At 68.7% G+C, this 24,631-nt stretch carries 26 protein-coding genes; 11 read left to right on the top strand and 15 right to left on the bottom strand.

Going from position 1 to position 24,631, the window contains the following annotated elements:
• Window positions 1-74: 74 nt before the first annotated feature.
• Both E4P24_RS13420 and E4P24_RS13415 read right to left on the bottom strand, forming a co-directional pair.
• Window positions 75-671 carry a molybdenum cofactor synthesis domain-containing protein gene (locus tag E4P24_RS13420; RefSeq protein WP_188148584.1) on the bottom strand — a complete coding sequence of 199 codons (597 nt, stop codon included), beginning with the start codon at window positions 669-671 and terminating at the stop codon, window positions 75-77.
• A 100-nt stretch (window positions 672-771) separates the two neighbouring features.
• Window positions 772-1,575 carry a winged helix-turn-helix domain-containing protein gene (locus E4P24_RS13415; protein ID WP_115802840.1) on the bottom strand — a complete coding sequence of 268 codons (804 nt, stop codon included), beginning with the start codon at window positions 1,573-1,575 and terminating at the stop codon, window positions 772-774.
• A gap of 237 nt (window positions 1,576-1,812) precedes the next feature.
• Between E4P24_RS13415 and E4P24_RS13410 the strand changes: the two genes are divergently transcribed.
• The 6 genes from E4P24_RS13410 to E4P24_RS13385 all read left to right on the top strand — a co-directional run bounded on the left by E4P24_RS13410 (window position 1,813) and on the right by E4P24_RS13385 (window position 6,946).
• Entirely contained in the window at window positions 1,813-2,853 is a 1,041-nt protein-coding gene (locus tag E4P24_RS13410; RefSeq protein ID WP_004042764.1) for a zinc-binding dehydrogenase, read from the top strand.
• Window positions 2,843-3,163, top strand: coding sequence for a hypothetical protein (locus E4P24_RS13405; RefSeq protein WP_115861795.1), 321 nt, complete (start codon window positions 2,843-2,845; stop codon window positions 3,161-3,163). The genes E4P24_RS13410 and E4P24_RS13405 overlap by 11 nt, the downstream gene beginning before the upstream one ends.
• A 168-nt stretch (window positions 3,164-3,331) precedes the next feature.
• Complete coding sequence (locus E4P24_RS13400; protein WP_004062338.1) at window positions 3,332-3,730, top strand: DUF5802 family protein; 399 nt, start codon at window positions 3,332-3,334, stop codon at window positions 3,728-3,730.
• Between the two features lie 96 nt (window positions 3,731-3,826).
• Complete coding sequence (locus tag E4P24_RS13395) at window positions 3,827-4,756, top strand: Vms1/Ankzf1 family peptidyl-tRNA hydrolase (protein ID WP_004062340.1); 930 nt, start codon at window positions 3,827-3,829, stop codon at window positions 4,754-4,756.
• Window positions 4,757-4,882: 126 nt separating this feature from the next.
• Window positions 4,883-5,908: a DUF1611 domain-containing protein gene (locus E4P24_RS13390; RefSeq protein ID WP_115802841.1), complete on the top strand. Its 1,026-nt coding sequence runs from the start codon at window positions 4,883-4,885 to the stop codon at window positions 5,906-5,908.
• Window positions 5,909-6,946, top strand: coding sequence for a dipeptide epimerase (locus E4P24_RS13385; RefSeq protein ID WP_188148583.1), 1,038 nt, complete (start codon window positions 5,909-5,911; stop codon window positions 6,944-6,946).
• 70 nt (window positions 6,947-7,016) lie between these two features.
• On the opposite strand, the gene E4P24_RS13380 is transcribed toward E4P24_RS13385, so the two are convergent.
• On the bottom strand, window positions 7,017-8,117 hold the full coding sequence (locus E4P24_RS13380; RefSeq protein ID WP_188148582.1) for a hypothetical protein: 1,101 nt from the start codon (window positions 8,115-8,117) through the stop codon (window positions 7,017-7,019).
• A gap of 103 nt (window positions 8,118-8,220) precedes the next feature.
• Window positions 8,221-9,051 carry a PspA/IM30 family protein gene (locus tag E4P24_RS13375; RefSeq protein WP_115802844.1) on the bottom strand — a complete coding sequence of 277 codons (831 nt, stop codon included), beginning with the start codon at window positions 9,049-9,051 and terminating at the stop codon, window positions 8,221-8,223.
• A gap of 54 nt (window positions 9,052-9,105) precedes the next feature.
• Between E4P24_RS13375 and E4P24_RS13370 the strand changes: the two genes are divergently transcribed.
• A complete protein-coding gene (locus E4P24_RS13370; RefSeq protein WP_006601481.1) occupies window positions 9,106-9,762 on the top strand; it encodes a dienelactone hydrolase family protein in 657 nt (218 codons plus the stop codon).
• Window positions 9,763-9,870: 108 nt separating this feature from the next.
• The gene (locus E4P24_RS13365; protein WP_188148581.1) at window positions 9,871-10,956 is read left to right on the top strand and encodes a hypothetical protein; all 1,086 of its coding nucleotides are present in this window, start codon (window positions 9,871-9,873) and stop codon (window positions 10,954-10,956) included.
• 54 nt (window positions 10,957-11,010) lie between these two features.
• Here E4P24_RS13365 and E4P24_RS13360 read toward each other — a convergent pair whose 3' ends face one another.
• From E4P24_RS13360 to E4P24_RS13315, 10 genes are all read right to left on the bottom strand, one after another.
• The gene (locus E4P24_RS13360; protein WP_004062350.1) at window positions 11,011-11,340 is read right to left on the bottom strand and encodes a transcription factor S; all 330 of its coding nucleotides are present in this window, start codon (window positions 11,338-11,340) and stop codon (window positions 11,011-11,013) included.
• An 84-nt stretch (window positions 11,341-11,424) separates the two neighbouring features.
• Entirely contained in the window at window positions 11,425-11,967 is a 543-nt protein-coding gene (locus tag E4P24_RS13355; protein WP_115861799.1) for a hypothetical protein, read from the bottom strand.
• Window positions 11,968-11,982: 15 nt separating this feature from the next.
• Window positions 11,983-12,906, bottom strand: coding sequence for a hypothetical protein (locus E4P24_RS13350; RefSeq protein ID WP_115802848.1), 924 nt, complete (start codon window positions 12,904-12,906; stop codon window positions 11,983-11,985).
• An 84-nt stretch (window positions 12,907-12,990) separates the two neighbouring features.
• A complete protein-coding gene (locus E4P24_RS13345) occupies window positions 12,991-13,827 on the bottom strand; it encodes a hypothetical protein (protein WP_004062353.1) in 837 nt (278 codons plus the stop codon).
• An 86-nt stretch (window positions 13,828-13,913) separates the two neighbouring features.
• Entirely contained in the window at window positions 13,914-14,876 is a 963-nt protein-coding gene (locus E4P24_RS13340) for a beta-ribofuranosylaminobenzene 5'-phosphate synthase family protein (protein WP_188148580.1), read from the bottom strand.
• Window positions 14,877-14,994: 118 nt separating this feature from the next.
• On the bottom strand, window positions 14,995-15,729 hold the full coding sequence (locus E4P24_RS13335; protein ID WP_188148683.1) for a DUF4397 domain-containing protein: 735 nt from the start codon (window positions 15,727-15,729) through the stop codon (window positions 14,995-14,997).
• A 124-nt stretch (window positions 15,730-15,853) separates the two neighbouring features.
• Window positions 15,854-16,174: an NAD-binding protein gene (locus E4P24_RS13330; protein ID WP_006601476.1), complete on the bottom strand. Its 321-nt coding sequence runs from the start codon at window positions 16,172-16,174 to the stop codon at window positions 15,854-15,856.
• Window positions 16,171-17,088, bottom strand: coding sequence for a glutamine-hydrolyzing GMP synthase (gene guaA / locus E4P24_RS13325; protein WP_004042733.1), 918 nt, complete (start codon window positions 17,086-17,088; stop codon window positions 16,171-16,173). Before guaA ends, E4P24_RS13330 begins: the two co-directional genes overlap by 4 nt.
• Window positions 17,088-18,737, bottom strand: a complete 1,650-nt coding sequence (gene pyrG / locus E4P24_RS13320) for a glutamine hydrolyzing CTP synthase (protein WP_004062357.1) — start codon at window positions 18,735-18,737, stop codon at window positions 17,088-17,090. The genes guaA and pyrG overlap by 1 nt, the downstream gene beginning before the upstream one ends.
• A 135-nt stretch (window positions 18,738-18,872) precedes the next feature.
• A complete protein-coding gene (locus E4P24_RS13315) occupies window positions 18,873-19,430 on the bottom strand; it encodes a sugar O-acetyltransferase (RefSeq protein WP_188148579.1) in 558 nt (185 codons plus the stop codon).
• A gap of 87 nt (window positions 19,431-19,517) precedes the next feature.
• Between E4P24_RS13315 and E4P24_RS13310 the strand changes: the two genes are divergently transcribed.
• Window positions 19,518-20,318, top strand: coding sequence for an aldo/keto reductase (locus tag E4P24_RS13310; protein ID WP_115802852.1), 801 nt, complete (start codon window positions 19,518-19,520; stop codon window positions 20,316-20,318).
• A 174-nt stretch (window positions 20,319-20,492) separates the two neighbouring features.
• A complete protein-coding gene (locus E4P24_RS13305; protein WP_155821702.1) occupies window positions 20,493-20,660 on the top strand; it encodes a hypothetical protein in 168 nt (55 codons plus the stop codon).
• 75 nt (window positions 20,661-20,735) lie between these two features.
• Here E4P24_RS13305 and ppc read toward each other — a convergent pair whose 3' ends face one another.
• Entirely contained in the window at window positions 20,736-23,429 is a 2,694-nt protein-coding gene (ppc, locus tag E4P24_RS13300; RefSeq protein WP_004062362.1) for a phosphoenolpyruvate carboxylase, read from the bottom strand.
• A gap of 212 nt (window positions 23,430-23,641) precedes the next feature.
• Here ppc and E4P24_RS13295 point away from each other — a divergent pair, with 212 nt between their 5' ends.
• Window positions 23,642-24,487: a cytochrome bc1 complex Rieske iron-sulfur protein gene (locus tag E4P24_RS13295; RefSeq protein WP_004062363.1), complete on the top strand. Its 846-nt coding sequence runs from the start codon at window positions 23,642-23,644 to the stop codon at window positions 24,485-24,487.
• Window positions 24,488-24,631 lie beyond the last annotated feature (144 nt).

Below are 24,631 nucleotides of genomic sequence, written 5' to 3'. Positions count from 1 at the left end.
AACTTAAATGGCCGCGACTGGGCAGACGTTGCAGTCGGATTCGCCCGACGACCCCCGATTCTGTGGGCGTTTTCCTACTCCGCGTCGCGCCGCGCCAGTCCGGTGAGATGCGGCGCTTCCGGGACGATTATCTCCGCGGTCCCGAGTCGGGCGGCGTTCTCGCTCCCCGGCAGACAGAACGTCGGCATCCCGTCGACGACGCCCGCGGTGGCTCGGGTGCCGACGACCTTGGTTCCGATGTCGTCGTACGAGAGCCGCCGGAACAGTTCACCGAAGCCGGGAAGCGTCTTCTCGAACAACTGCGTCGCCGCCTCGACGGTTCGGTCGTCGGGCGTGACGCCCGTTCCGCCGGTCGTGACCGTCACGTCGACGTCGCCGCGGTCGGCCATCCGCGCGACCGCGGTCTGTATCTCGTCGTAGTCGTCGTCGACGACCCGACGGACCGACACCGAGTGGCCCGCCTCGTGGAGCAGTTCCGCTATCGCGTCGCCCGCGGGGTCGTCGTCAACGTCGCGGGTCGAGGAAATCGTCAGCACCGCCGCTTCGAGGTCGTCGACGTCGTGGTGGTGATGGTCGTGGCTGTGGCCGTGGTCGTCGTCGCCGTCCCCCTCGCCGTGGTGCTGGTCGCGGCCGTGGTCGTCGGCCCCGTGGTGCTGGTCGTGGTCGCTCACGGCCGCGGCTTCGTCGTCTGGCGATAAAATTCCCGCGTCGCCCGGCGGTCGTCTGTCTGCGGCCGCCGGTTCACGGACACCCCGCTTCGGAGGGCGCGGCTCACCCGTCGTCTGTGACTTCGTCGAGCGAGTCGAGCGTCAGGCGGTCCGCGTTCTCGCGGAGCGCTTCGAACTGCGCTGTGGCCCACTGGACGGCGGCTTCGGTGTCGTTGCGGGCGACTCCGCCGACGCCCGTGTCGGTGTAGACGACGAGTCCCGCCTCCGCTTCGGTCACCCAGAGGCCGAACCGGAACGGGACCTCCCCGCGGTAGAGCGTCACCGAGTCGTGTCGGAGCTGGTCTGCGATGACCGCGTGCGAGTCCGGGGCGGCGGCGAGCCGGTCGAACAGCTCGTCGGCGATAACCATCTCGACGACCGTCCCGCCCTCGGTGGCGGTCTCGTAGAACGGGCGAAGTTGGCCGACGAGCGCGACCGGGGCGACGCCGTAGACTCGCTCCGCGTCCTCGACGCTCGAAAACAGCTCCTGAATCGCGCTGTCCGGGATGTCCGGCGTCGACGTGTGGACCGTCGCGCCCGTCAGGAACGCGGGGTCGAGCGGCGCGTCGGCCGGCAGCATCGACAGGAGGTCCCGCGCCGCGCGGACGCCGCGGAGCGAGTCGAGACACTCGTCGTACGCGCCGAGCGCGCACCGGCCGACGCAGGTCAGCCGATACCGACCCTCGGCGCGCTCGGCGAGGCCGGCGTCGAGCAGTTCGCGGACGACGCGGTCGACCGTCGACCGCGAGGTGTCGAGGTCGTCCGCGAGGCCGCGCTTGTCTCGCGGTCGCTCCGCGAGCGCCCGGATGAACGACGACCGCCTCACGAGGAGGTGCGAAAGCTGTGCTGAAGTCTCGTCTCCGTTCACGTACCTGATACTCCTTCCAACGAGTCGGACGGCTGTCGACCACCACCTGTACGGGTCGCCGGTGTAGATGTCGGCGCGCGTGACTGTCGAACTCGACTGTGTTGGGAACCCTGTGCCGTATATATCTTCGCACCGATATGATTTGAATCCACGAGAGTTCGTCGGTTGTCGAACAAGAGGAAAGACGATTGGCGTAAAAACACACTTTAGTTCCTGCCCATCCTCGGTCGGGTCGAGATGAAAGCGGTCCAATTCACGGAACACGGCGACCGAGGCGTCCTCGAATACGGCGACTTCCCGGAGCCGGAGGTCGACCCCGACGAGGTCCTCGTCGACGTGAAGGCGGCGTCGCTCAACCACCTCGACATCTGGACGCGACGGGGGCTTCCGGGCGTCGAGTTGGAGATGCCGCACATCCCCGGCAGCGACATGGCCGGCGTCGTCACCGAGGTCGGCGAGCGCGTGACCCGGTTCGAGGCGGGCGACCGCGTCGCACTCATCGCGGGCGTCGCCGGCGGCGGCGACGAGTTCTCCCGGAAGGGCGACCCGACGCTCGCGCCGGACTTCCACATCATCGGTGAACACGTCCGCGGCGTCCACGCCGAGTTTGCGGCGATTCCCGAGGAGAACCTCGTGCCCGTCCCCGAGGGCGTGCCGTGGGAGGTCGCCGGCTCCGCGTCGCTCGTCTTCCAGACCGCGTGGCGGATGCTCGTCGACCGCGGCGAACTCCGCCCCGGCGAGAAAGTGCTCGTCCTCGGCGCGTCCGGCGGCGTCGGCCACGCGGCCGTCCAAATCGCCGACTACGCGGGCGCTGAGGTGTACGCCACCGCCTCCACCGACGAGAAACTGGAGTACGCCGAGGAGTGCGGCGCGGACCACGTCATCAACTACGAGGAAGACGACTTCTCGAAGGAGATTCAGACGCTCACGGACGGCCGCGGCGTCGACATGGTCGTCGACCACATCGGCGAGGCCACCTACAAGCAGTCGCTCAAGAGCCTCGTCAAGGGCGGCCGCGTCGTCACCTGCGGAGCGACCACCGGCCCCGACCCGGGCGCGGGGCTCAACTACATCTTCTGGAACCAGCTTTCGGTCATCGGCTCGACGATGGCGACGCCCGGCGAGGCCGACGAGGTGCTCGACCTCGTCTGGGACGGCACCTTCGAACCCCGCATCCGCGAGACGCTCCCCATGAGCGAAATCGACCGCGCGCACGAACTCATCGAGGAGCGACAGGGCTTTGGCAAGGTGGTCGTAATCCCAGACAGTGAGCTCTGACACCACGGCTCGGGAGGACGCGACCGCCGAGTCCGACACCTACGTCCACCGGCCGGACGGCCCCGCGGTCGGCGGCGACGGCTCGGAGCCGGAAGCGACCGGCTTCGGAAGTCGCGGCTGGGTGCTCGTCGGCGTCGTCGCGCTCTGTTTCCTCGTCATCCCCGGCGCGGTGTACCTCGTGCCGTCGCTGCCGGCGATGGCCGGCCTACCGTACCTCGCGGCCATGCTGGCCCTGCCGATGCTCCCGGCGCTCGCGCTCGGCCTCGTCGCCGTCTGGTCGATGACCGCGGCGACCCGCGGCGACGAGTAAGACCCCCGTAACCGGCCCGTTTTCGCGACCGGCTCTCTCCCACGCGAGCCGCGTTCTCGTCTGCCGATGCCGACTGCCGTCCCCGAGTCTCGGCGGTGGAATTGCGTGTCGATATAAATGGTTCCGACAAGGCTTATCACTGTTCGTGGTTGACATTCACACGCACAGATGTTCGAACGCTTCTCCAGCAGTTACTTCCTCGGTCGGTTGTACGTCGAACCGTACGACGGGGCCGAGGCGGCGATTCACCGAACGGAACACGAGCGACTCAACGAGTGCGTCTACACGGACGGCCGCGGCGTCGAGCGAGTCGATTACCCGCTCGTGATGAAACTCGACACGGCCCACTTCCCGGTCGTCGGCGACGACGGCGTTCCCTCGGGGACGCTCGCGCTCCCCCGAGACGCCGTGGACTCCGACGCGCTCCCGGACGACCGACCGGTGCTTCTCGCCGACGCCCCGCGAGCCGCCGAGTTGCTCCGGTACGCCGGCTACGACCCCGACGACCTCGCACCCGGCGGCCCCGGCGGCTCCGGCCCCGACCGACCCGACGACAGGCTGGCCTGAGTCGCTCCGCCGCCGTCGTCGCGCTGGCGGAACGCCCGCCGCGCGCCCCGTCCCCGCGTCCGAACGCTCAAGTGGTCGGCCCGCACGCGTCCGTGTATGCTGGACGAGTTGTTGGGTCGAGCCGAACTCAAAGCGCGCATCGCCGAGTTGGAAGACGAACGCGACGCGTTAGCCGGGCGTCTGGAGGGCGAGTCCGAGCGGCGAGCGGAGGCGGCCCGCGCGCGACAGGAAGCCGAGGCGGAGGTCAACCGCCTCGAAGACCGCATCACCGAACTCGAAGACCGCGTGGAGCGCCTCTCGGGCGACGACGACTCGCTGGACTTCCGCGGGACCGAGGACCTCCGCGGCGACCGCCTCCGCGAGGTGCTGTCGCGCCTCGACTCGCTTTCGACCGACGAGGAGGGCGCGCTCACCGCCGCCGTCTCCGACGACCGCTCGCTCCCCGCGGCCGCCGAGTCCGCGTTCGGCGGCCGCGCCCCGCTCGTCCGCCGGGCCGCGCCCTGCGTCGCGCTCACCGACGACGCCGGAGTAGTGAGCGTCGCGCTCTCGCCGCCCCGCCAGCCCGACGACTTCGACCGCTGGAGCGACGGATTCGACCTCGACCCGGCGTGGTTCCACCCGACCGAGACCACCGCCGTCGCGCTCGTCCGCGGCGACCTGTTCGCCCTCGGCCGCTACGAGGACGGCGACCTCGAATTCGTCGAGGGCTTCGAGAGCGACGTGAAGTCCGCCCACTCGAAAGGCGGGTTCTCGCAGGGGCGGTTCGAGCGCATCCGCGAGGGCCAAATCGACGACCACATCGACCGCTGTCACGAGGCGCTCGACGAGTTCCTCGGCGGCGGGTCCGGCGCGGGCGAGAGAGCCGGCGACGACGCCGACCTCGTCGTGCTCGGCGAGCGAACCGTCCTCGGTGAGTTCCGCGACCGAGCCGCGCTGACCGCGACCGTCGACGCCAGCGGCGACCCCGAGACGGCGCTCACGGAGGCGTCCAGAGAGTTCTGGACCACGCGGCTCTACCGGCTCTGAGCCGGCGGCGACGCCGCGGATGTTCTCCAGAGAATACCCGAAGACACGCGGACGACTCGGCGGCGCGACCCGGCAGCCGCCGCCGAATCGCCTCCCCTTTTAGGGTGGCACGTAGTGACACCCTGTATGAACGACCCACAGCGAGTCGCCGTCCTCGCACACGAGAAGTTCCCCGACCGAGCGAAGACCGCCACGGGCGTCCTGAAGTACGCCGACTACGACGTGGTGGCCGTCCTCGACCGCGACAACCCCGGCACCTCCGCCGCCGACCACCGCCGCGACCTCCCGGACGTGCCCGTCGTCGCCTCGATGGCCGACGCGCCCGACGCCGACGCCCTCCTCGTCGGCATCTCGCCCATCGGCGGCGCGTTCGACGAGACGTGGCGCGACGACGTTCGCACCGCCCTCGAACGCGGCTGTGACCTCATCTCCGGCCTCCACTACTTCCTCGCCGAAGACGAGGAGTTCGCCCGCCTCGCCGACGAACACGGCTGCGACATCAACGACGTTCGCAAGCCCCACGACGACCTCGGCGTCGCGCAGGGGAAATCCGCCGACGTGGACGCCGAAGTCGTCCTCACGGTCGGCACCGACTGCTCGGTCGGCAAGATGACCGCGACGCTCGAACTCGTCGAGGCCGCCCGCGAGCGCGGCATCGACGCGGGCTTTATCCCGACCGGCCAGACCGGCATCATGATTGCGGGCTGGGGCAACCCCGTCGACCGCGTCGTCAGCGACTTCACCGCCGGCGCGGTCGAGGAGATGATTCTGGAGAAAGGCGACGAACACGACGTGCTGTTCGTCGAGGGCCAGGGGAGCATCGTCCACCCGGCGTACTCCGCGGTCACCTGCGGCATCCTCCACGGGTCGATGGCCGACAAGCTCGTGCTCTGTCACGAGGCCACCCGCGAGGCGATTCACGGCTACGAGGAGTTCGCCCTGCCCGACCTCTCGGAGTACGTCTCGCTGTACGAGAACCTCGCGGACCCTGTCCACGAGGCCGACGTGGTCGCCGGGATGCTCAACACCTCCCACGTCGACGACGACGTGGAGGCGGCCGAGGCCGTCGACGCCTTCGCGGACGAACTCGGCGTCCCCGCGGTCGACCCCGTCCGCTTCGGCTCGGCCGACCTCATCGACGAGGTGTTCTAGATGCTCGCGACCGAGTTCGAACGCGTCTCGATGTCGCTCGCGGAGCCGTTCGGCATCGCCCGCGGCGTCCAGACCGAGGCCGAGAACGTCGTCGTCCGCATCGAGGACGAAGGGGGCATGACGGGCGTCGGCGCGGCCGCCCCGTCGTCGCACTACGGCGAGACCGCCGACACCGTCGAGGCCGTGCTTCCCGACCTGCTCTCGGTGGTCGAGGCGGTCGGCGACGCCCACGCCATCGATCGCATCGAGCGCGAGATGGCCGAGACGGTCCGCCGCAACCCGGCCGCGCGGACCGCCGTGAGCATCGCGCTGCACGACCTCGCGGCCAAGCGCCTCGGCGTCCCGCTGTACCGCCTCTGGGGGCTCGACCCCTCGCGGACGCCCACCTCGTCGTACACCGTCGGTCTCGACGACCTCGACACGATGCGCGAGAAGACCGCGGAGGCCTACGAGGCCGGCTACGACGTGCTCAAGGTCAAACTCGGCACCGACCGCGACAGAGCTATCATCGAGGCCGTCCGCGACGAGGCTCCCGGCGTGACCATCCGCGTCGACGCCAACGAGGCGTGGACGCCCCGCGAGGCCGTCGAGATGACCGAGTTCCTCGCAGACCACGGCGTCGAGTTCGTCGAACAGCCGGTCCCCGCCGAGGACCACGAGGGCCTGAAGTTCGTCTACGACCGCGGCGCGCTCCCCATCGCGGCCGACGAGTCCTGCATCGCCGCCGCCGACATCCCGCGCATCGCTGACCGCGTCGATATCGCGAACCTCAAGCTGATGAAGTGCGGCGGCCTCACGGAGGCGAAACGCGCCATCCACGCCGCCCGCGCCCACGGGCTGGAGGTCATGCTCGGCTGCATGATAGAGTCGAACGCCGCCATCGCGGCGGGCTGTCACCTCGCGCCGCTGCTCGACTACGCCGACCTCGACGGCTCGCTCCTCCTCGCGGACGACCCCTACGAGGGCGTCCCGATGCCGAACGGCGAAATCGACCTCGACGCGCTCGACCGACCGGGAACCGGCGCGCAGCGTCGGTAAGGCGGGCGCGGTGACGCAGATGCGGTAACGCGGCGACACCCACCGACGCCGATTCGGGACTCGGTCCCCGTCAGGACTCCCAGTCGAGGTCGTCTTCGCGGGTCTCCGACCGGAGCACGAACGGCCCGATGGAGAGCGTCCGTTTTGCGACCGTCGAGATGCGGAGGACCGCGGACGCGAGCACCGCGAAGGGCGAAAGCGAGACGGCCACCACGAACGCCACGGTGAGAAGCAGGTTCGACACGCCGAGCGTCGCGCCCGTAATCGTCGTCGGGTCGTCGAGAAAGAGAATCGCGCCGATGCTCGCCACGAGCGCGGGGACCGCCGCGTAGAACATCGTCCGCGAGAGGTCGACCAGTTCCCACCGGAAGTAGAGCGTCTTGACGTGCTCGCGGGCGGGGCCGAACAGTTCGAGCGCGTCGCGGAGCTCCGACAGCGCGGTCTTCGTCTCCGCCGAGAGGTCGGCGTCGTGGACGCGGCGGAGCCGCGCCGCCTGATAGATTTTCCACGAGTAGTTGAGGTCCAGCGCCGCCGACAGCACCGCGAACGTCCCGAACTGCCGGCCCTCCAGCCGCCCGGCGACCGCCTCGGCGTTCGACTCGACCTCCCTTGCGAACTCGCGGACGCGGGTCGTCGGGTCGCTATCGGCGTCGCTCGCGGCCGCGTCGTCGCTCTCGCCGGCGTCCCCGTTCCCACCCGCATCGAGCGTGTCTTCGACCGCCCGCGCCCGCGACGCGATGCCCTCGGCCAGCGCGCGCAGGAACGCCGACGGCTCCGGCGGCGCGACCGGCGCGTCCAGCAGGTCGGCCACGTCCTCGCGGAAGCGCATCGACCCCTCCATCCGGTCGCGCTGGTCGCCCAGCGGGCCGAGTTCCCGCGAGAGCACGAGCTGATTGATGGTGACGACGAGCGTGACGCCAGTGATAATCGCGGTGAGAAGCCCCTGCGCGAGCGTCTCGATTGGGTCCGACGACTCGACGGCGACCCGGAGCGAGGTCGGGTCCAGTTGGCCGAGGACGACGACGCTACCAAAGACGACGACGAGCGGGGCCGCGGCGACGACGCGGCGGTCCGCGTCGAGGAGGGCGCGGAGCTTCGCGCGGCTCGTCGTCCCGCGCTCTCGCATCGTGTCGTCGGGCTCGCCGGCCGACGGCCCGCCGGTGTTCGACATGACCGAAGCTATCGCGGGGTGGGGTCAAGTGCGTACTGGCGGGCGAGTCGCGGGAGCGGGTGGGCCGCGGGGGACTGCACGGCGTCGGTTCGGGCGGGCGCGCTCAGGAGGACGAGGAGTCGTCTTCGTTCTTCAGCTCTTCGAGTTCGGCTTCGACCTCTTCGTCGGCCACGTCGGTTTCGACATCCACGTCGGCGTCGCTCGCGCTCGCGCTCTCGCTCGACGACGACCCGGAGGACTTGCCCATCTCGGCCTTGAGCGTCTCCAGTTCGGTGTCGACTTCGGCGCTGGTGCGGCCGGCTTCGAGTTCGCGCTCGATGGAGTCCTTGTCCGACAGCGCGTCGTCGAACGCGCCGGAGTCCATGAGTTCGTCCATCGCGGCCGAGCGGGCCTCCATCTCGTCGGTCTGCTCCTCGGCGCGTTCGAGCGCGCGCCCCACGTCGGCCATCTCGTCGCCGACGCCGGTCATCGCCTCGGAGACGCGGCTCGACGCCTCGGCGGCCTCGTAGCGGGCCTTCATCGTCTCCTTTTTCGTGCGGAACTCCTCGATGCGGCTCTGGAGCTCGTCCTTCTTGTTGACGAGTTGGTCCTGCGTCTCCTGCAAGCTGGCGATTTGCGTCTCCAGCTCCTCGATTTGGCTCATCTTGGCCTGCTTCTTTTCGAGCGCCTTGCGGGCGAGGTCCTCGCGGTCCTGCTGGACGGCCTCGCGGGCTTGGTCGTTGTGCTTTTCGACGTTCTCTTCGAGGCGACGCTTCTGTATCTCCAGTCGCTTCTTCTGGGTGGTCAGGTCGGCGATACCCTGTTTGACCTGTTGTAGCTCGTCGCGCATCTTCTCGTAGGAGTAGTCGAGCGTCTCCGTCGGGTCCTCCGCACGGTTGAGGAGGGAGTTTATCTTCGACCGGATGACGTACGACGTGCGAGAGAGAATTCCCATACTCCATTACTACGCGACGTTCGGCTTAAAACCTCACCAGCGCAACCTGTCCCTATGACCGAGACGATTCTCGTGCCCGGCGGCCGCGACGTGCGGGCGACCCTCGACCGCGCCCGCGGCGACGGTATCGACGACGCGGACGAGACTGGCGATACCGCCGACGCGGCGGCCGGACGCGACGCGGTCGTCATCGCCTGCCCGCCCCATCCGCAACAGCAGGGTCACCGCGGCGACGCCCGCCTCGTCGCCGTCAGCGACGCGCTCACCGCCCGCGGCGTGGACTGCCTCCGGTTTGACTACGGCGCGTGGGACGAGGGCTACGGCGAGCGCGCCGACACCCTTCGGGCGGTCGAGTGGGCCGCGGAGCGCTACGACCGCGTGGGCCTGTTCGGCTTCTCGTTCGGCGGCGCGATGGCGCTCCTCGCGGCCGCCGAGGGGGCTGACGTGGGAGCCGTCTCCGCGCTCGGCCCCGCCGGGCGACTCGCCGACGACCTCGACGCGGTCGCCGCCTTCGACCGCATCCCCGTCCCCGTGCAGGTCGTCTACGGCACCCGCGACGACATCGCTGACTGGAAGCCCGTCGTCGAGCGCGCCCGCGAGTACCACCAGCCGGTCGTCGAGTTCGCGGCCGACCACTTCTTCGTCGGGCAGGAGGACAAGGTCGCGGCCGCCGTCGCTGACTTCCTCGTATCGAACCTCGGCGTCGAGTGAGAACGGAAGCGAGCGACCGGGTCGCCGCCGCCGTCAGCGACCTGCGACGAACCGCCCGACGAAAATTCGACCGAACGACATTTTTGGCTCGGCTCCGAAGCCGGGATTATGGTCCCTCGCAAGCGACTCGCCGCCGTCGTCGCCCTTCTCCTCGTCGGCATCGCGCTGAGCCAGTCGTTCGCCGTCGCCACCTCCACCTCGTCGCTCGAATCGACGTACGAAGCCGAGGAAGTGACCGCCGACTCGCCGCCCGGCCTCGTCGCCTCCTACGACGCCGACGTGGTCAACCTCGCCGCGACGGTGAACGAGACGCCGCAACTCCGCGAACCGGTCGCCACCGCCGCCCGGACCGGCCGGTACGACGGCGACATCGAACCCGAGGCGTACATGACTCTCTCGGACGTGAACGAAGACGCCGATTTCGCGGTCTACGACGGCCGGTACTATCGGTTCTCGCTGAACGTCTCGGGCGACCCGGTTCGCGCGACCATCGAACTCGACCCGACCGACTGGGAGACCGTCGCCGCCGGGGCGTCGTCGCCCGCCGCGAACGCCAGCGCCGACGTGCGCGAAGCCATCGACGGCGGCACCGTCACCAACAGCACGTTCGTCGTGCCCGGCGTCTACGAGCGCGGCGGCGCGCACTACCTCGTCCACCCGGCGAACGAGGGCGAGATTCTCGGGAACTTCCTCGCCCTCGTCGGCGGGTTCCTGTTCAACCCCATCGGCTGGGCGTACACCGTCGCGGGCCTCGGCCTCCTCGGCGCGTTCCGGGTTCGACGCCGCGCCCGCCCGCTGGACCGCCGAACCGCCGTCCTGGTCGTCCCCGGCACGCTCGTCGCCATGTGGCTGGGGACGACGCTCACCAACTCGGGGTCGCTCGGCATGCGCTACGTCCTCATCCCCGGCATCGGCGTCGTGACCGCCTTCGGCCTGTTCGCCGGCTTCTGCATCCGTCGCGGGTCGTGGAAGTCGCTCGTCGGCTGGAGCGTCGCGCTCGCCGCCGTCGTCGTCGCGGCCGACGCCGTCGCAATCGGCCTCGTCGGCACGATTTTCGGCACGCTCGGACTCGTCGTCGGCTGGTTCGGGAGCCTGTTGCTCGTCCCCTACGGCTACGCGCTCGCGAGCGATTCGGAAGACGAGCGTGAGGAGGGGCCGGGTGCGGTGACGGCCGAGGAGTTGGGAGACGGGTGATTCGGCTCTCGGGACTTGGTTCCTGAGCGGGGAGAAAGAGGGGTTGTCAGTCTCTCAGTTGTACTCCCGCCACCGATACCCGCACTCCTGACATTTAAAGAATCGCGTCGGCGGTTCGTCGGCCGACCCGGTCTGCTTGATGGTGTACCACGCCTTCGTGTGGCCGCACTCGTCGCAGTGAACGTCTTTCGCGGTCGGCTTGCCCTCGAACTCAGCGCCCTCTTCGGTCTCGATGAGTTCGTCGCCCGACTGCGCCTCGGTGGAGACGAACTCCGCCGCGAGTTCTTCGTCGCGCTCGGCGGTCCCCCCGCAGTCGTCGTTCGTGCAGGTCATCGCGCCGTTCTGGCTCACCATCATCGAACCGCACTCGTCGCAGAACTGCATACCCGCCGGTAGCGGACCGAGGGCAAAGAAGCTGTCACTCCGCGCCGTCGGGAGAGTCAGAGCCGGCCCGCCGCGCGACCGCCGTCAGTCGTCTCGCTCGACCATCGGGCAGTTCCGCACCCGGAAGTGGTCGCTGTCTTCGAGTTCGACGATAGTCGTCCCCTCGTGGTGGCACGCGAGTTCCGGCGGCGCGGCGAAGTGCTCGCAGCGCTGGCAGAACTCGGTCTTGGGGACGACGTGGTCCGCGACGCCCTCGCCGTCGTCGACCGGGGTGGCCTCGGCGCCGACGCCGACGCCCTCCGCTTCCACGTCGTCGCCGCCCTCGACGAGCGACGTCCACACGTCGTCGCGGTCGAGTTCTCCGACTTCGACCGACTCGAACAGTTCGTCCACGTCGTCGCCCTGGTCGGAGACGTGCGAGCGGGTGCGACGCTCGGCCACGCGGCCCGCGAGGTCCGAAAGCGGGGCCGAATCGTCGTCGCGGCCGTCACGGTCCTCCCCCGGGGTGTTCTCGGCGTCGGAGGCGTCGTCTGTCGGGTCGGAGCGCTCGGGTCGTCCGTCGTCGCGGTCACCGAGGGTGAACGGCTCGTCTCTCGCCGCGTCGTCCGTGTCGTTGTCGTCGGTCATCGTCCTCGTGGGGTGTCAGTCGTCACCGTGTTCGCTCCCCGCCGCAGCGCCCTGCTGGGGCGACTCCTCCTCTCGGGGAGCGGCGGGTCGGTCGCGGTCGGTCGCGCCGCCGGTCGCGGGGTCGTCGTCGACCACGCCGGTGGGCGCCTCGTCGAGCAGGTCTTCGACCGCGTCGGTCGCGCGGGCCGAATCGGCCGACTCCAGCGCGGGGGGGCGACCGGTGTGGAGCGTCGCCGAGCCGAAGAAGCCGGGCGACGACGACAGGTCGCGGAAGGGGGTCCGACACGACGGACACCGGGGCTCGGAGAGCAGGTCCAGGTGGACGGTCTCGCCGCAGTCTTCGCACCGGGCTTTCTTCTCTCCGGTCGCGTTCGCAGTCCGGAGGAGTTCCGAGAGCGCCGTCCGTTCGCGCTCGGCGGCTTCGAGGTCCGCCGCCCTCGCGCGGAGGTCCAACAGCGTCCGCGCGACCGTCCGAAGGTTCTCGTCGACCGTCGCGGTCGTCTCGTCGAGATAGGTGAGAATCTCCTCGAAGTTCTCGAAGCCGGCGTCGACCCGCTCGTCGAGGTCGGCCATGCGGTTTCGGGTCGCGTGCACGTCGTCGGCCAGTCGGTCGAGTTCGGCGTCCAACTCCGGGTGCGCGTGGTCGCGCGGCGCTTTCTCGTCGGTCTCGCGTTTGACCTGCACGACGCGCGTCCGCACGTCGGATATTTTCTCGTCCAGTTCGCCTTCGAGCGCCTCGACGCGCCCTTCGACCCCGTCGAGGCGTTCGGGGACCGTCGCGTCGCCGTCGAGCGATTCGCCCGCGTCGCTCACGGCGAGCCGGTAGGTCCCGAGGGCCCGCGCGAGCACCGTCTCCGGGTCGACGCCCTCCTCGTCGGCGCGCGCTTCGACCCACGTGCGGAGGTCGTCTGGGAGCGACGCCCGGTCTTCCCCTTGCATCTTCGTCCCCTCTTTGTCCCTGTGGACTTAAGAACTATCCCCGAATTCTCGACAGTTCATCGCGTCCCCGTCGCGGCGGGTCGCTCAGCGAATCTTCCGCACGTCGCTCACGTCGAGGCCGCTTTCGTTGATTTCGGTCTCGAACTGCACGATGTTCTCGCTCTCCAGTCGGGCGAGCACGCCGCGGAACTCTTGGACGACCATCGTCCGCGCGCGCTTCGACCCGCCGGACTCCCACTCGAACAGCAGCGTCCCGCCGGTCGCGCCCTTGAGGACGCCGAGTTCGGTCTTCGAGAGCGCTTCGGTGCTCACGAGCACGAGGATGAGTCCGCCCCACTGGTAGGAGGCCTTCTCCAGCCCCTTGATGACCATGGCGATGTCCGACCACGTCATCTCGTCGGACTGGCTCGCCACGAGGTCGGTCAGGGAGTCGATGACGACGAGGTTGCCGGCGGCGTGTTCGCTCAGGGTGCTCCCCAGCGCGCCCAACACGGATTCGCGGTTGTGTCGGTGGCCGAGGTCCTCTAACTTCGTCGGCTGGCCGAGATACCACTCGCGCGGAATCGGGCTGAGCTGGAAGTACTCCGGCGAGAGGTCGTGAAACTCGATGTGTTCGACCGCGGACTCGACGACCTCGTCGTCCATCGTGTACCCCATCTCGCGGCGCAGGTACTCCTCGCCGGCGGTAAACGAGACGTAGTGTATCTCCGGCGGCGGCGTCGCGGTGTCCGCGAGCGAGCCGTAGTGGAGGTCGAACAGCTCCTCGTCGGTGTGCGAGAGGGCGTTCATCGTCGCGCTCGTGTAGAGGAACTCCCGAGCGCCCGCGCCGGACTCCCCCGCGAGGAGCACGACGTTCCCCGGGGGTGCGCCGCCGCCGATGATGCTGTCGAGGCGGGGGACGCCGAAGGGGATTTGAGACATACCGAAGCCGACTCGGCCGCGTCGGTTAGGCGTTTCGGGGAGCGCGACCCGGATGCCGCCGCCCTGCCGCCTGTCGCGCCGCCCCGTCACTCGACGCTCGCGCCGCGGTTCCGCCCGCGGGCGACCGAGACGGTGCCCTCGATGTCGGCGTCGGACAGCGCGGCGCGCCCCGCCTCGACCGCCTCGTCGACGTGGTCGGCGTCGGTCACGCCGTAGACGGTCGGCCCCCACGACGACTGGCCCGCGCCGTAGACGACGGGCGACTCCGACAGCGACGAGACGAGCGCACCGACCGGCGGCCGGTAGACGCCGCCTTGCTCGTCGGCGTACCACGTCCCGTTGAGCCGGCCGACGGACTCGACGGCCTCGCCGAAGCGTTCGGCGGACCCCTCGGCGAGCGCCGGGAGGAGTCGCCGGGTGACGATGCCGGCGATTCGGTCGCCGGTCTGGGCGTCCGCGCGCTCGACGACGGAGCGCATGCTCGACTCCTCGGCCGCGCCGTTGCGGCCGGGGTCGGCGTCGGGGACGACGAGCAGGAACCGCCAGCGGTCGGGCACCTGGTGTCGGGCGGCGACCGCCGGCACCGACCACGAGCCGTCTTCCGGTCTGTCGGTGGTGAAGCGCGCGGTCGGGTGGCCCGCGTCGAGGACGGCCCCGCCGGCTTCGAACGTGGCGACGCCGACTCCGGAGCGCCCGCCGCGACCCATCTCGGGGGCGAGTCGGCGTACGTCGGCCTCGCGGTCGGTGGCGGCCGCGACCGACCGCAACACCGCGAGCGCGAGCTGCGTCCCGCTGCCGAGGCCGGCGTGTCGCGGCAGGGTACGCTCGACCGACACGTCGACGCCGTCGACGCCGAGGAGGTCGACCGCCTGCTCGGCGTACTCGCGGGCGGCGGGGTGGCGACACCGAACGTCGGCGGCGGGCTCGGCGGCGACGACTACCCGCGGCTCGTCGAGCGCGACGCCGACGCCGCCGTAGAGGCGGTCGCGGGCGAGGCTCAGATTGAGGAAACCGAAGTGGATGCGCGCGCCGGTCGAGACCCGAACCATGTCACCGGCTATCGGCGGGGACGCCAAAAGGGGGTTTCGACCATGGCAACGCGGGCCGGAGTCACCCGCCGCAGTCGGGCGGTTTCGACTCTCGCGGCGGGCGGCGACCGGTATCGACTCAGCCCACGCGACAGACGTCGCCGCCGGACGGTGGCTTGGGCTTGCGAGCGGGCGAGACGGCGTCCACCACGGGCAGAACGCTGAAGCCGGGCGACCCGCCGGTGGCGAACCCGATGGCGAACACCGAGATGGTCCGGCCGCCGGGGAGCGTCGTCCCGGGGAGGTCGAGCACGACCGCCCCGTTCGACGACAGGACGACCCGGAGGTCGTACGTCCCGGCGGGCACCGTCTCGTACTGCGAAACGTCACCGAACGCCAGTCCCGAGAACAGCGTCGGGCCGTCTTTGACGACGATGTCGACCTCGGGCGCGTCGGGCGAGAAGTGCACGACGCGGACGCTGGCCTTGCCGTACGGTGCCGGGCGGTTCGTGTCCGTGAGCACGACGGGCGTGATAGCGTCGAGCACGTCCGTCGCCGCGACGGTGTAATCGCGGTTGCGCCGGAGCGTGACCTCGGCGTCGATGACCACCGTCGAGGCGTCGCCCGCCGGCGTCACCTCGACCTGATACGTCCCCGCGGGGACGGTGAAGTAGTCGGAGAGCACGCCGAACGGGACGCCCTGCAAGCCGGGGAAGGGGTCGCCGTTCACGTACACGTCTACGGGGGGCGCGTCGGGCGAGAAGTGGCCGACTCGGAACCGCGCGTCACCCGCGGCGACGCCGCCGGGGCGTGCCGCCGCGGTCGTCGCGCCGCCTGCGAGCAGGAGGCCGGTTGCGCCGAGGCTCTTCAGCATCGTTCGTCGGGAGAGGGACGACATCTGCAACCATCATGAAGGACCGTGACGATATCAATATTTGCACAACTAGAATATTGAAAGAAAGTCTGCGCACCGAGACGGTCTGGGATTCCTGACCGTCTCAGACGAGTTCTTCGGCGACCACGTCGACCGCGAGCAGGTTCGGGTCGATGGCGAGGTCGGCCTGTCCCTTGGCGAACTCCGGAAGGGTGTCGTAGGCGTAGGTCACGACGCGCACGTCGGGGTTCTGCTCTTTGGCCACCGCGATGGCCGTCGCGTCGTCCATGTCGGTGAGCACGAGCAGGTCGGCGTCCTCGATGCCGGCCTCGCCGAGGGAGTCGGCGGAGGCGATGCCGGCGACGCGGACGACCGTCGCGCCCTCGTCTTCGAGCGCTTCACCGAGTCCGTCGGGGTCCGCCCCCGCGACGACTGCCGTCGTCATTCGTACTCGATGGTCGCCGGCGGTTTGTGGGTCACGTCGTAGACGACGCGGGCGACGTTCTCGTTCGTCCCGGTGATGCGCGACTGGATGCGCTGGAGGGTGTCCCACGGCAGTTCCTGCGCGCGGGCGGTCATGCCGTCGCGCGACTCCACGGAGCGCACGGAGACGATCCAGCCGTGGACGCGGTTGTCACCCTTGACGCCGGTGCCCTTGCCGATGACGGCGGCGAACGCCTGCCACGGGTCGTGCTTTTCGGTCTCGTCTTCGACGACGTGACACGCGTCGCGGGCGACCTGCACCTTCTCGGGCGTGACTTCGCCGAGGACGCGGACCGCCAGCCCCGGCCCCGGGAACGGCATCCGCTCGGCGATGATGGATTCGAGGCCGAGCGCGCGGGCGACCTCGCGGACCTCGTCTTTGTAGAGGTCGCGGACGGGTTCGACGATGCCCTCGAAGTCCACCACGTCCGGCAGGCCGCCGACGTTGTGGTGGGACTTGATGTTGCCCTCGGACTCGATGCGGTCGGGGTAGATGGTCCCCTGCACGAGGTACTGGGCGTCGGTCTCTTTGGCCTCGCGCTCGAACTCGCGGATGAACTGCTCGCCGATGACCTTGCGCTTTTCCTCGGGGTCGACGACGCCTTCGAGGGCGTCAAAGAATCGGTCCCGGGCGTCGACGACGCGGAGGCTCTCCATGAAGGAGAACGTGTCCGCAATCTGCTCGGTCTCGCCTTTGCGCATCAGGCCGGTGTCGACGTAGACCGGGGTGAGTTGCTCGCCGACGGCCTCGTAGGCGAGCGTCGCGGCGACGGAGGAGTCCACGCCGCCCGAGAGGGCGATGATGGCGTGTTCGTCGCCGATTTGGTCGCGAATCGATGCGGTCGCGTCTTCGATGAATTCGTCTACGTTTACCATTATGCTGTCACCTCTTCGTTGCCGAGTTCGCGCGCGTCGAGGTCGCCGAGGACCGCGCGGAGGAAGCCGAGGAACGGCGGGCTCGCGCGGTCGGGTCGGGAGCGGAACTCGGGGTGGAACTGCGTCCCGAAGAAGAACGGGTGGTCGGTCAGTTCGAGAATCTCCATGCGGTTTTCGGCGCGGCCGGAGAAGCGGAGCCCCTCGGATTCGAGTTCGTCGATGAGTTCGGGGTTCACCTCGTAGCGGTGACGATGGCGCTCCGTACAGGAGGTGTCGCCGTACACCGCCTCCGCGAGCGTTCCGGCGTCGATGTCGGTGTCGTGCGCGCCGAGGCGCATCGTGCCGCCCATCTCGTCGACCTCGTACTGCTCCGGCAGGAGGTCGATGACCGGGTAGGGCGTCTCGGGGTCGAGTTCGGCCGAGTGGGCCTCCTCGTGGCCGAGGACGTTCCGGGCCTGCTCGACGACGGCCATCTGGAAGCCCAGACACAGTCCGAGGAAGGGCACGTCGTTCTCGCGGGCGTAGCGGATGGCCTCGATTTTGCCGCCGGTTCCGCGGGAGCCGAAGCCGCCGGGGACGACGACGCCGTCGGCGTCCTTCAGGCGCTCTTCGTGCTTGTCGAGCATCTCGTCGGAGTCGACCCAGAGGATGTTCACGTCGACGCCGCACTCGATGCCCGCGTGCTTGAGCGCCTCGTGGATGGACATGTAGGCGTCTTCGAGGGCGTACTTGCCGACGAGCGCGATGTCGACCGAGCCGGTTCGGTCGGCCGTGACGAGTTCGCGCCAGCGGTTGTCGCGCTCTGCCTTCGGTAGCGCCTCGTCGGCGATGCCGAGGCGCTCCATGACGTACTCGTCGAGGCCCTCCTCTTCGACCATCAGCGGGACGTGGTAGATGTCCGGCACGTCGGGGTTGGAGAACACGGCGGCGTCCGGCACGTCGCAGAACTGCGCGATTTTGGTCTTCGTCGCCGGTTCGAGTTTGTCGTCGGCGCGGCCGACGAGGATGTCGGGCTGGAGGCCGATGCTCCGAAGCTCCTTGACGGAGTGCTGAGTGGGCTTCGTCTTCTGCTCGCCGTTCTTCGAGTAGGGGACGAGCGTGACGTGGGTGAAAAGCACGTCGCCGTCTTCCTCCTCGGAGGCGAACTGGCGGAGCGATTCGAGGAACGGCATCGACTCGATGTCGCCGACGGTGCCGCCGACCTCGACGATACACACGTCGGTGCCCTCGGCAGCCTCGCGGATGCGGCGCTTGATGTCCTCCGTGACGTGCGGGATAATCTGGACCGTCTTCCCGAGGTAGTCGCCGTCGCGCTCCTTCTGGATGACGTGCTGGTAGGTCTTGCCCGTCGTGATGTTGTGGTCGGCGGTCATGTCGACGCCCAGGAACCGCTCGTAGTTCCCGAGGTCGAGGTCGACTTCCGCGCCGTCTTTCAGGACGTACACCTCCCCGTGCTCGTAGGGGTTCATGGTCCCGGCGTCGACGTTCAGGTACGGGTCTATCTTGACCGCGGTGACGTCGAACCCGGCGTTCTTCAGGAGTCGGCCGGTGCTCGCGGCCGTGATACCCTTCCCGAGGCCGGACATGACACCCCCGGTTACGAAAATGAACTTGCGCCCCATCTCTGGGTCGTATTCGTCCGTCGGCATACTGACCGTGTGCGAGCGTACTTCAAAACCATTTCGGAGGGAACATCGTGTGCCAGAGCACCGCACGCACCCGAATCCGAGAGAATCGCGCGACGGCGACGCGGCGGCGACGCCGACGCGACGGCGCGCGCCCGGTCAGTCCAGCCGTTTAATGACTCGCGCCGGGTTGCCGACGACGACCACCGAGTCGGGCACGTCCTCCGTGACGACCGCGCCCGAGGCGACCACCGCGTCGTCACCGATGGTGACGCCGGGGTTGACGACCGCGCGGCCGCCGAGCCACGCGTTGTCACCGATTGTCACCGGCTCGCCCGACTCAGGGCCTTTGATTCGCTCCGCGGCGTCGACCGGGTGGGTCGCGGTGTAGACGTGGACGCCCGGCCCGAGTTGGCAGTTGTCTCCGATGGTGATGGGACACACGTCGAGGAAGACGCAGTCGAAGTTGGCGAAGAACTCCTCGCCGACGCGGACGTTGTAGCCGTAATCGCAGCGGAACGGCGGCTCGATTTCGAACGACTCGCCGACCGCCCCGAACAGCTCCCGAATCAGCTCCTCGCGGCGCTCGATTCGGGTCTCGTCGGTGTCGTTGAACCGGCGCGTGAGCCGGCGCGCGCGCTTTCGCTCCGCGACGAGTTCCGGGTCGCTCGCGTCGTACGAGTCGCCCGCGAGCATCTTCTCCTTCTCGGAGGGCATACCCCAACCACTGGCGGGCCGGTGGTAAGTGTATCCACGGCTTCCGCAACCGCAGGATTTGACTCGTCAGCCCGCAATCGTTCGCCCATGAAGGACTTCCCGCGACTCGGCTTCGGGACGTACAAGCTCGAAGACCGCGACGAGTGCGTCGAGGCCGTCAAGACCGCCCTCGACGTTGGCTACCGCCACGTCGACACGGCCCAGATGTACCACAACGAGGAGTACGTCGGTGAGGGCCTCGCCGAATCCGACGTGGACGTCGACGACGTGTTCGTGGCGACGAAGCTCGACACCGACAACCTCGGCTACGACGACGTGCTGGAGACGGCCCGCGAGTCCGCCGACAAGCTCGGCGTCGACACCATCGACCTGCTGTACGTCCACTGGCCAATCGACAGCTACGACGAAGACGAGACGCTCGCGGCCCTCGACGAACTCGTCGAAGACGGCGTCATCGGCCACGTCGGCCTGAGCAACTTCCGACCCGACCAGCTCGAATCGGCCATCGAGACGCTCGACGCGCCGGTGTTCGCTCATCAGGTCGAGATGCACCCGATGCTCCAGCAGACCGAACTCCGCGAGGTCGCCGCCGAACACGACCACCGGCTGGTCGCCTACTCGCCCATCGCGCGCAATCAGGTCGCTGACGAGGAGGTCATCGTCGACATCGCCGGGAAGCACGACGCCTCGCCCGCGCAGGTCGCCCTCGCGTGGCTCATCGAGAAGGGCGCGACGCCCATCCCGAAGGCCGCCTCGCCCGACCACATCCGCGACAACTTCGCCGCGCTTGACCTCGACCTCGACGACGAGGACGTGGCCGCCATCGACGACCTCGATTCGACCCACCGCATCGTCGACTTCGAGGAAGCGCCGTGGAATCACGCCTGAGCTGAGCCGGTCCGCACCCGGCGGACGTCGGTGCCGACGAAACCCTCGTTTTCGCCGCGTTCGACCGCCCTGTGCCTCGTATTCGTTGCCACCGGCAGCCGCGGCTGAGTGGGACGTGCGACCCCGACACAAACAGGGTGAACATATATGATGGACTCGCCCGTACCGTCGAATATGGCAACGGTGGTGGTGGTGTGCCCACACTGCGGACAGCAAGTGGAATCGAGATACGAGGGCGACGCCGACTTCGACGGCGTCAGACAGCGGTTGAAAAGCGAGTATCGCGTCGCGCGGCAGACCTGTCCGGTCTGTTCGAACCCGTACGACCTCCGTCGGGCCTAGTCGGTCCCGGCGGCGCGGCGACGGTGACGGGGTCGACCTCGGCGGGTGGCCGAGGGCGTCGGCGTCGCGGTCGCGTTATCCCGTGTTCTTCATCCCGGCGGCGATGCCTTTGACGGTGAGCCGCAGGGTCCGTTCTTCCTCGTCGGTCCGGTGGGTCTGCGACAGCAGGTGGGTCTGCAACAGGTTCAGCGGGTCGACGTAGGGGTTGCGGCGGCGGAGGCTCTCTTCGAGCCACTCGCGCTTCAGGAGGCTGCTGCGCTCGCTGATGTCGAGCATGAGGTCCGCGGCGTCCTCGTACTCCTCGGTGAGCCGGGTGAAGAACTCCTCGCGGAGCTCCTCGTCGGCGAGGTTCGCGTACTCCGTGGCGATTTCGAGGTCGGTGCGCGCCAGCGCCATCGCGGCGTTGTCGAACGTGCTGCGGAAGAACGCCCACTCGTCGTACATCTCGCGGAGGTCGTCCATGTCGCCGCCGTCTTCGAGGAAGGCGTTGACGCCGGCGGCCAGCGAGTACCAGCCGGGGAGGATACACCGCGACTGGGTCCACGAGAACACCCACGGGATGGCCCGCAGGTCCTCGACGCTGCGCTCGTCGGAGCGGGAGGCCGGCCGGGAGCCGAGGTTGAGTTCCTCGATGACGGTGATGGGCGTCGCCTGCTCGAAGTAGGAGACGAAGCCGTCGGATTCGAGGAGGTCGCGGTACTCCTCGCGCGCGGCGGCCGCCATGGTGTCCATGGCGTCGACCCAGCGGTCGGGGACTTCCTCCTCGGGCGTCCGAATCGCTTGCAGGCGGGCGCGAATCTGGGCGTTGAGCATCTGTTCGAGGTTCCGCTCCGCGATGCGCGGGTTGGCGTACTTCTCGGCGATGGCCTCGCCCTGTTCGGTGAACTTAATCTGCCCCGTGACGGTCTCGTTCGGGAGCGCGAGCATGGCCTCGTTCATCGGGCCGCCGCCGCGGGAGATGGAGCCGCCGCGGCCGTGGAACAGCCGCATCGTCACGTCGAAGTCGTCGCAGATGTCCGCGAGGCGGCGCTGGTTCTTGTAGAGGTCCCAGTTGGCCGCGAGGAAGCCGTTTTCCTTGTTGGAGTCGGAGTAGCCCAGCATGATTTCCTGGACGTCGTTGCGGGCGGCGAGCGCCGTCCCGTAGGCCTCGTTCTCGAACAGCGTGCCCATGATGCGGCGCGCGCCGTTGAGCGCCGACTCGGTTTCGAGGAGCGGGACCACGTCGATGCCGCAGTGGTCGGGCAGGGAGACGACGCCCGCCTGGTCGGCGAGGAACAGCACTTCGAGGACGTGCGACGGCTCCTCGGTCATCGAGATGCAGTAGGTGTCGATAGCGCCGACGCCGTACTCGCGCTGCCACTCGCCGAGCTTGCGGAAGCGGCGGAGGACGCGCTCGGCCGTCTCGGACACGTCGCCGGGGTCTTCGAGGTCGACGACCGGCTCCTCCTGGAGAATCGCGTCCGTGAGGAGTTCGACGCGCTCCTGTTCGGAACTGCCGTAGTAGTCGAGACCCTCGTGGGCCAGCGCCTCGTGGACGGCCTCGGTGTGGTTCTCCTGGTGGTCCCGGAGGTCGAGGCTGGCGAGGGTGAAGCCGAACGTGTCGACCTGTCGCATCAGGGGCTCGACGTACACGTCCGCGACCTGCTCCGCGCCGGTCCGCCGGAGGCTGGCGTCGACGACCTCGAGGTCGGCCATGAGTTCGCTCGCGTCGGCGTAGCCGTTCGGGCGGACGTCCTCGACGCGGCGGAGCCGCTCGCGCATCAGCTTGAGCTTCTGGCGGTACGGCTCGTTGGGGTAGCGCTCGTCGGCCTCCTCGGCGACGACGGGGAGGTGTTCGCGGTCGGCCTTCAGCGAGCGTTCGAGCTCGTGTCCGGGGTCGATTCGCGTCGCGTCCTGGCTCAGCACACCGGAGAGACGCTTGAGCGCGTCGCTGTACTTTTCGAGGGCGACGCTTCGCTGGCGTTCGAGCGTGTCTTCGGTCACCTCGGGCGTGACGAAGGGGTTGCCGTCGCGGTCGGAGCCGGCCCACGACCGGAACTCGAACAGCTTCGGCACGTCGAGGCCGGGGTACTCGGCGCGGAGCTCCTCTTCGAGTTCCTCGTACACCTCGCCGACCACGTCGAACAGCGTGTTTTCGAGGTACCACTGGACGTTTCGGGCCTCGTCGGTCGGCTCCGGGCGGCGGTCGCGGACCTGCGAGGTCTGCCAGAGGCTCGTCACCTCGGCGACGACGTGCCGCCACTCCTGGTCGTGTTCGAGGTCGGTGAGGCGGCGCTCGTCGAGCGTCTCCAGCCGGTTGGCGATGGAGCGGAGCTTCGACTTCACCGTCTTCCGGCGGGCCTCGGTCGGGTGGGCCGTAAAGGTCGGCTCGATGAGCACGTCTTCGAGGACCCGTCCCAGAAGCTCCTCGTCGACCTCCTCGTCGTCCAGCGCGTCGAGCGTGTCGAGGATGCCGTCTTCGAGCGTCCCCTCCTGTGACGCCTCGCGGATGACGCGAACGCGCTCGCGCTCCTCGGCGAGGTTGATGAGTTCGAAGTAGGTCGTGAACGCGCGGGCGACGACGCTCTCGCGCTCCGGTTCGAGGTCGCCGACCACGTCGTAGAGCCGCTCGCGCGACCCGGACTCGCCCTTCCGGTAGGCGATGGCCGCCTGTCGAAGCTCTTCGACCGTCTCGAACGACGCCGTCGACGTCTGCGCTTCGAGCACGTCCCCGAGCAGCGCCCCCAGCTCGCGAACGTCTTGCCGCACGTCTCTGGTGTGCAATCGCATCCTACTCGAATACGAGTACCACATTCTAAAAGGCCACGAGTAACGCCGAAAATTTGCCCGGAGACGATTCCTCAACGAACGTTTCTAATGGTTCGTCCAGTTTTTCACTCGGTCGCTCGGCCGGCCGCACCCCCTCGCGGGCGGCCGGTTCGTCGTGCGCACTAACACGGTTGATTCGTCACGCTTTTACTGGCTGGGTCGAAGGTGAGTGTATGAGCGATAGCGACAAGTACCCCGCCGATTCGGGTCGCCGTCGGTTCGTCAAGGGCGTCGTCGGGGGAGCGGCGCTCGCGGGCGTGGGAACGACAGGCGCGGCCGCCGTCAACAGCGCAACGTCGTCCACCGGGTCCGGTGGCGGTCCGACGCAGGCGTACGCCATCGAGAACACCGGCGGTCCCGCACCGCGCGGTATGCCACAGATTCCGATTGAAATCGACGACGAGGGCTACATCAGAGGCGTCTGGCCCGAGGTTCAGACCGTCACCCAGAACGGTGTGGAAGTCGAACTCGCCATCACCGAGGACTACCAGGGAACCGGCGTCACCTACTCGCAGGACTGGTTCCAGTACTGCGGCGTGCAGTCCTACGAGGCACTCTCTCCGTCGTTCGAGTCTGACAACTACTTCCGCTCGGACAACGGGGCCTACGACTGGCAGTCCGAGACGTACAGCGCCGGCGACCGCCTGAACGTCAACGACTTCGACGAGTACGAGTCGTGGGGCAACGGCATCGGACAGTCCGGTCTCGGACAGCCCGCGACCGGTACCTGGCGCTCTCAGGACACCGAGGACACGATTCCGATTCAGGTGCTCCGTTCGACGCGCATCGAGGAGGCCGCACAGGACAACGAGTGGCTCGCCGCCTCGACGGACCAGGGCGTCATCGCGTGGCTCAACAAGTGTACGCACTTCTGCTGTGTCCCCGGCTACAAGCAGGCGGCCAGCTCCGCCACGTTCGGCGGCGAAGACGGCGTCTACTGCCAGTGTCACCAGTCCGTCTACGACCCCTTCTCCATCGTCGAGACGCTGTTTACGGCGCTGCCGCGCCCGAGCGAGTAACTCGGACTCGAAACTCGCCTTCCCGCTTCGCGACCGACCGCGACGCGTCTCTCCGTTCCGTTCTCTCTCGCGTTATCGCGTCCCGTCCCGCTGTTCTATCTCACCCAGTTCTCTCCCGTCCCGCTGTTCTATCTCACCCAGTTC

Origin of the sequence: Haloferax sp. AS1, from assembly GCF_014530665.1 — an archaeon.
Lineage (GTDB): Archaea > Halobacteriota > Halobacteria > Halobacteriales > Haloferacaceae > Haloferax > Haloferax volcanii.
Note: the sequence above shows the minus strand (reverse complement) of the source record. Positions and strands in the feature narration are given on the sequence as shown.

What these genes read in the sequence shown, in the direction of transcription:
- E4P24_RS13410 (WP_004042764.1), top strand. Translation starts at nt 1,813, where the DNA reads ATGAAAGCGGTCCAATTCACGGAACACGGCGACCGAGGCGTCCTCGAA.
- E4P24_RS13400 (WP_004062338.1), top strand. Translation starts at nt 3,332, where the DNA reads ATGTTCGAACGCTTCTCCAGCAGTTACTTCCTCGGTCGGTTGTACGTC.
- E4P24_RS13395 (WP_004062340.1), top strand. Translation starts at nt 3,827, where the DNA reads ATGCTGGACGAGTTGTTGGGTCGAGCCGAACTCAAAGCGCGCATCGCC.
- E4P24_RS13390 (WP_115802841.1), top strand. Translation starts at nt 4,883, where the DNA reads ATGAACGACCCACAGCGAGTCGCCGTCCTCGCACACGAGAAGTTCCCC.
- E4P24_RS13385 (WP_188148583.1), top strand. Translation starts at nt 5,909, where the DNA reads ATGCTCGCGACCGAGTTCGAACGCGTCTCGATGTCGCTCGCGGAGCCG.
- E4P24_RS13380 (WP_188148582.1), bottom strand. Translation starts at nt 8,117, where the DNA reads ATGTCGAACACCGGCGGGCCGTCGGCCGGCGAGCCCGACGACACGATG.
- E4P24_RS13375 (WP_115802844.1), bottom strand. Translation starts at nt 9,051, where the DNA reads ATGGGAATTCTCTCTCGCACGTCGTACGTCATCCGGTCGAAGATAAAC.
- E4P24_RS13370 (WP_006601481.1), top strand. Translation starts at nt 9,106, where the DNA reads ATGACCGAGACGATTCTCGTGCCCGGCGGCCGCGACGTGCGGGCGACC.
- E4P24_RS13365 (WP_188148581.1), top strand. Translation starts at nt 9,871, where the DNA reads ATGGTCCCTCGCAAGCGACTCGCCGCCGTCGTCGCCCTTCTCCTCGTC.
- E4P24_RS13360 (WP_004062350.1), bottom strand. Translation starts at nt 11,340, where the DNA reads ATGCAGTTCTGCGACGAGTGCGGTTCGATGATGGTGAGCCAGAACGGC.
- E4P24_RS13355 (WP_115861799.1), bottom strand. Translation starts at nt 11,967, where the DNA reads ATGACCGACGACAACGACACGGACGACGCGGCGAGAGACGAGCCGTTC.
- E4P24_RS13350 (WP_115802848.1), bottom strand. Translation starts at nt 12,906, where the DNA reads ATGCAAGGGGAAGACCGGGCGTCGCTCCCAGACGACCTCCGCACGTGG.
- E4P24_RS13345 (WP_004062353.1), bottom strand. Translation starts at nt 13,827, where the DNA reads ATGTCTCAAATCCCCTTCGGCGTCCCCCGCCTCGACAGCATCATCGGC.
- E4P24_RS13340 (WP_188148580.1), bottom strand. Translation starts at nt 14,876, where the DNA reads ATGGTTCGGGTCTCGACCGGCGCGCGCATCCACTTCGGTTTCCTCAAT.
- E4P24_RS13335 (WP_188148683.1), bottom strand. Translation starts at nt 15,729, where the DNA reads ATGCTGAAGAGCCTCGGCGCAACCGGCCTCCTGCTCGCAGGCGGCGCG.
- E4P24_RS13330 (WP_006601476.1), bottom strand. Translation starts at nt 16,174, where the DNA reads ATGACGACGGCAGTCGTCGCGGGGGCGGACCCCGACGGACTCGGTGAA.
- guaA (WP_004042733.1), bottom strand. Translation starts at nt 17,088, where the DNA reads ATGGTAAACGTAGACGAATTCATCGAAGACGCGACCGCATCGATTCGC.
- pyrG (WP_004062357.1), bottom strand. Translation starts at nt 18,737, where the DNA reads ATGCCGACGGACGAATACGACCCAGAGATGGGGCGCAAGTTCATTTTC.
- E4P24_RS13315 (WP_188148579.1), bottom strand. Translation starts at nt 19,430, where the DNA reads ATGCCCTCCGAGAAGGAGAAGATGCTCGCGGGCGACTCGTACGACGCG.
- E4P24_RS13310 (WP_115802852.1), top strand. Translation starts at nt 19,518, where the DNA reads ATGAAGGACTTCCCGCGACTCGGCTTCGGGACGTACAAGCTCGAAGAC.
- E4P24_RS13305 (WP_155821702.1), top strand. Translation starts at nt 20,493, where the DNA reads ATGGCAACGGTGGTGGTGGTGTGCCCACACTGCGGACAGCAAGTGGAA.
- ppc (WP_004062362.1), bottom strand. Translation starts at nt 23,429, where the DNA reads ATGCGATTGCACACCAGAGACGTGCGGCAAGACGTTCGCGAGCTGGGG.
- E4P24_RS13295 (WP_004062363.1), top strand. Translation starts at nt 23,642, where the DNA reads ATGAGCGATAGCGACAAGTACCCCGCCGATTCGGGTCGCCGTCGGTTC.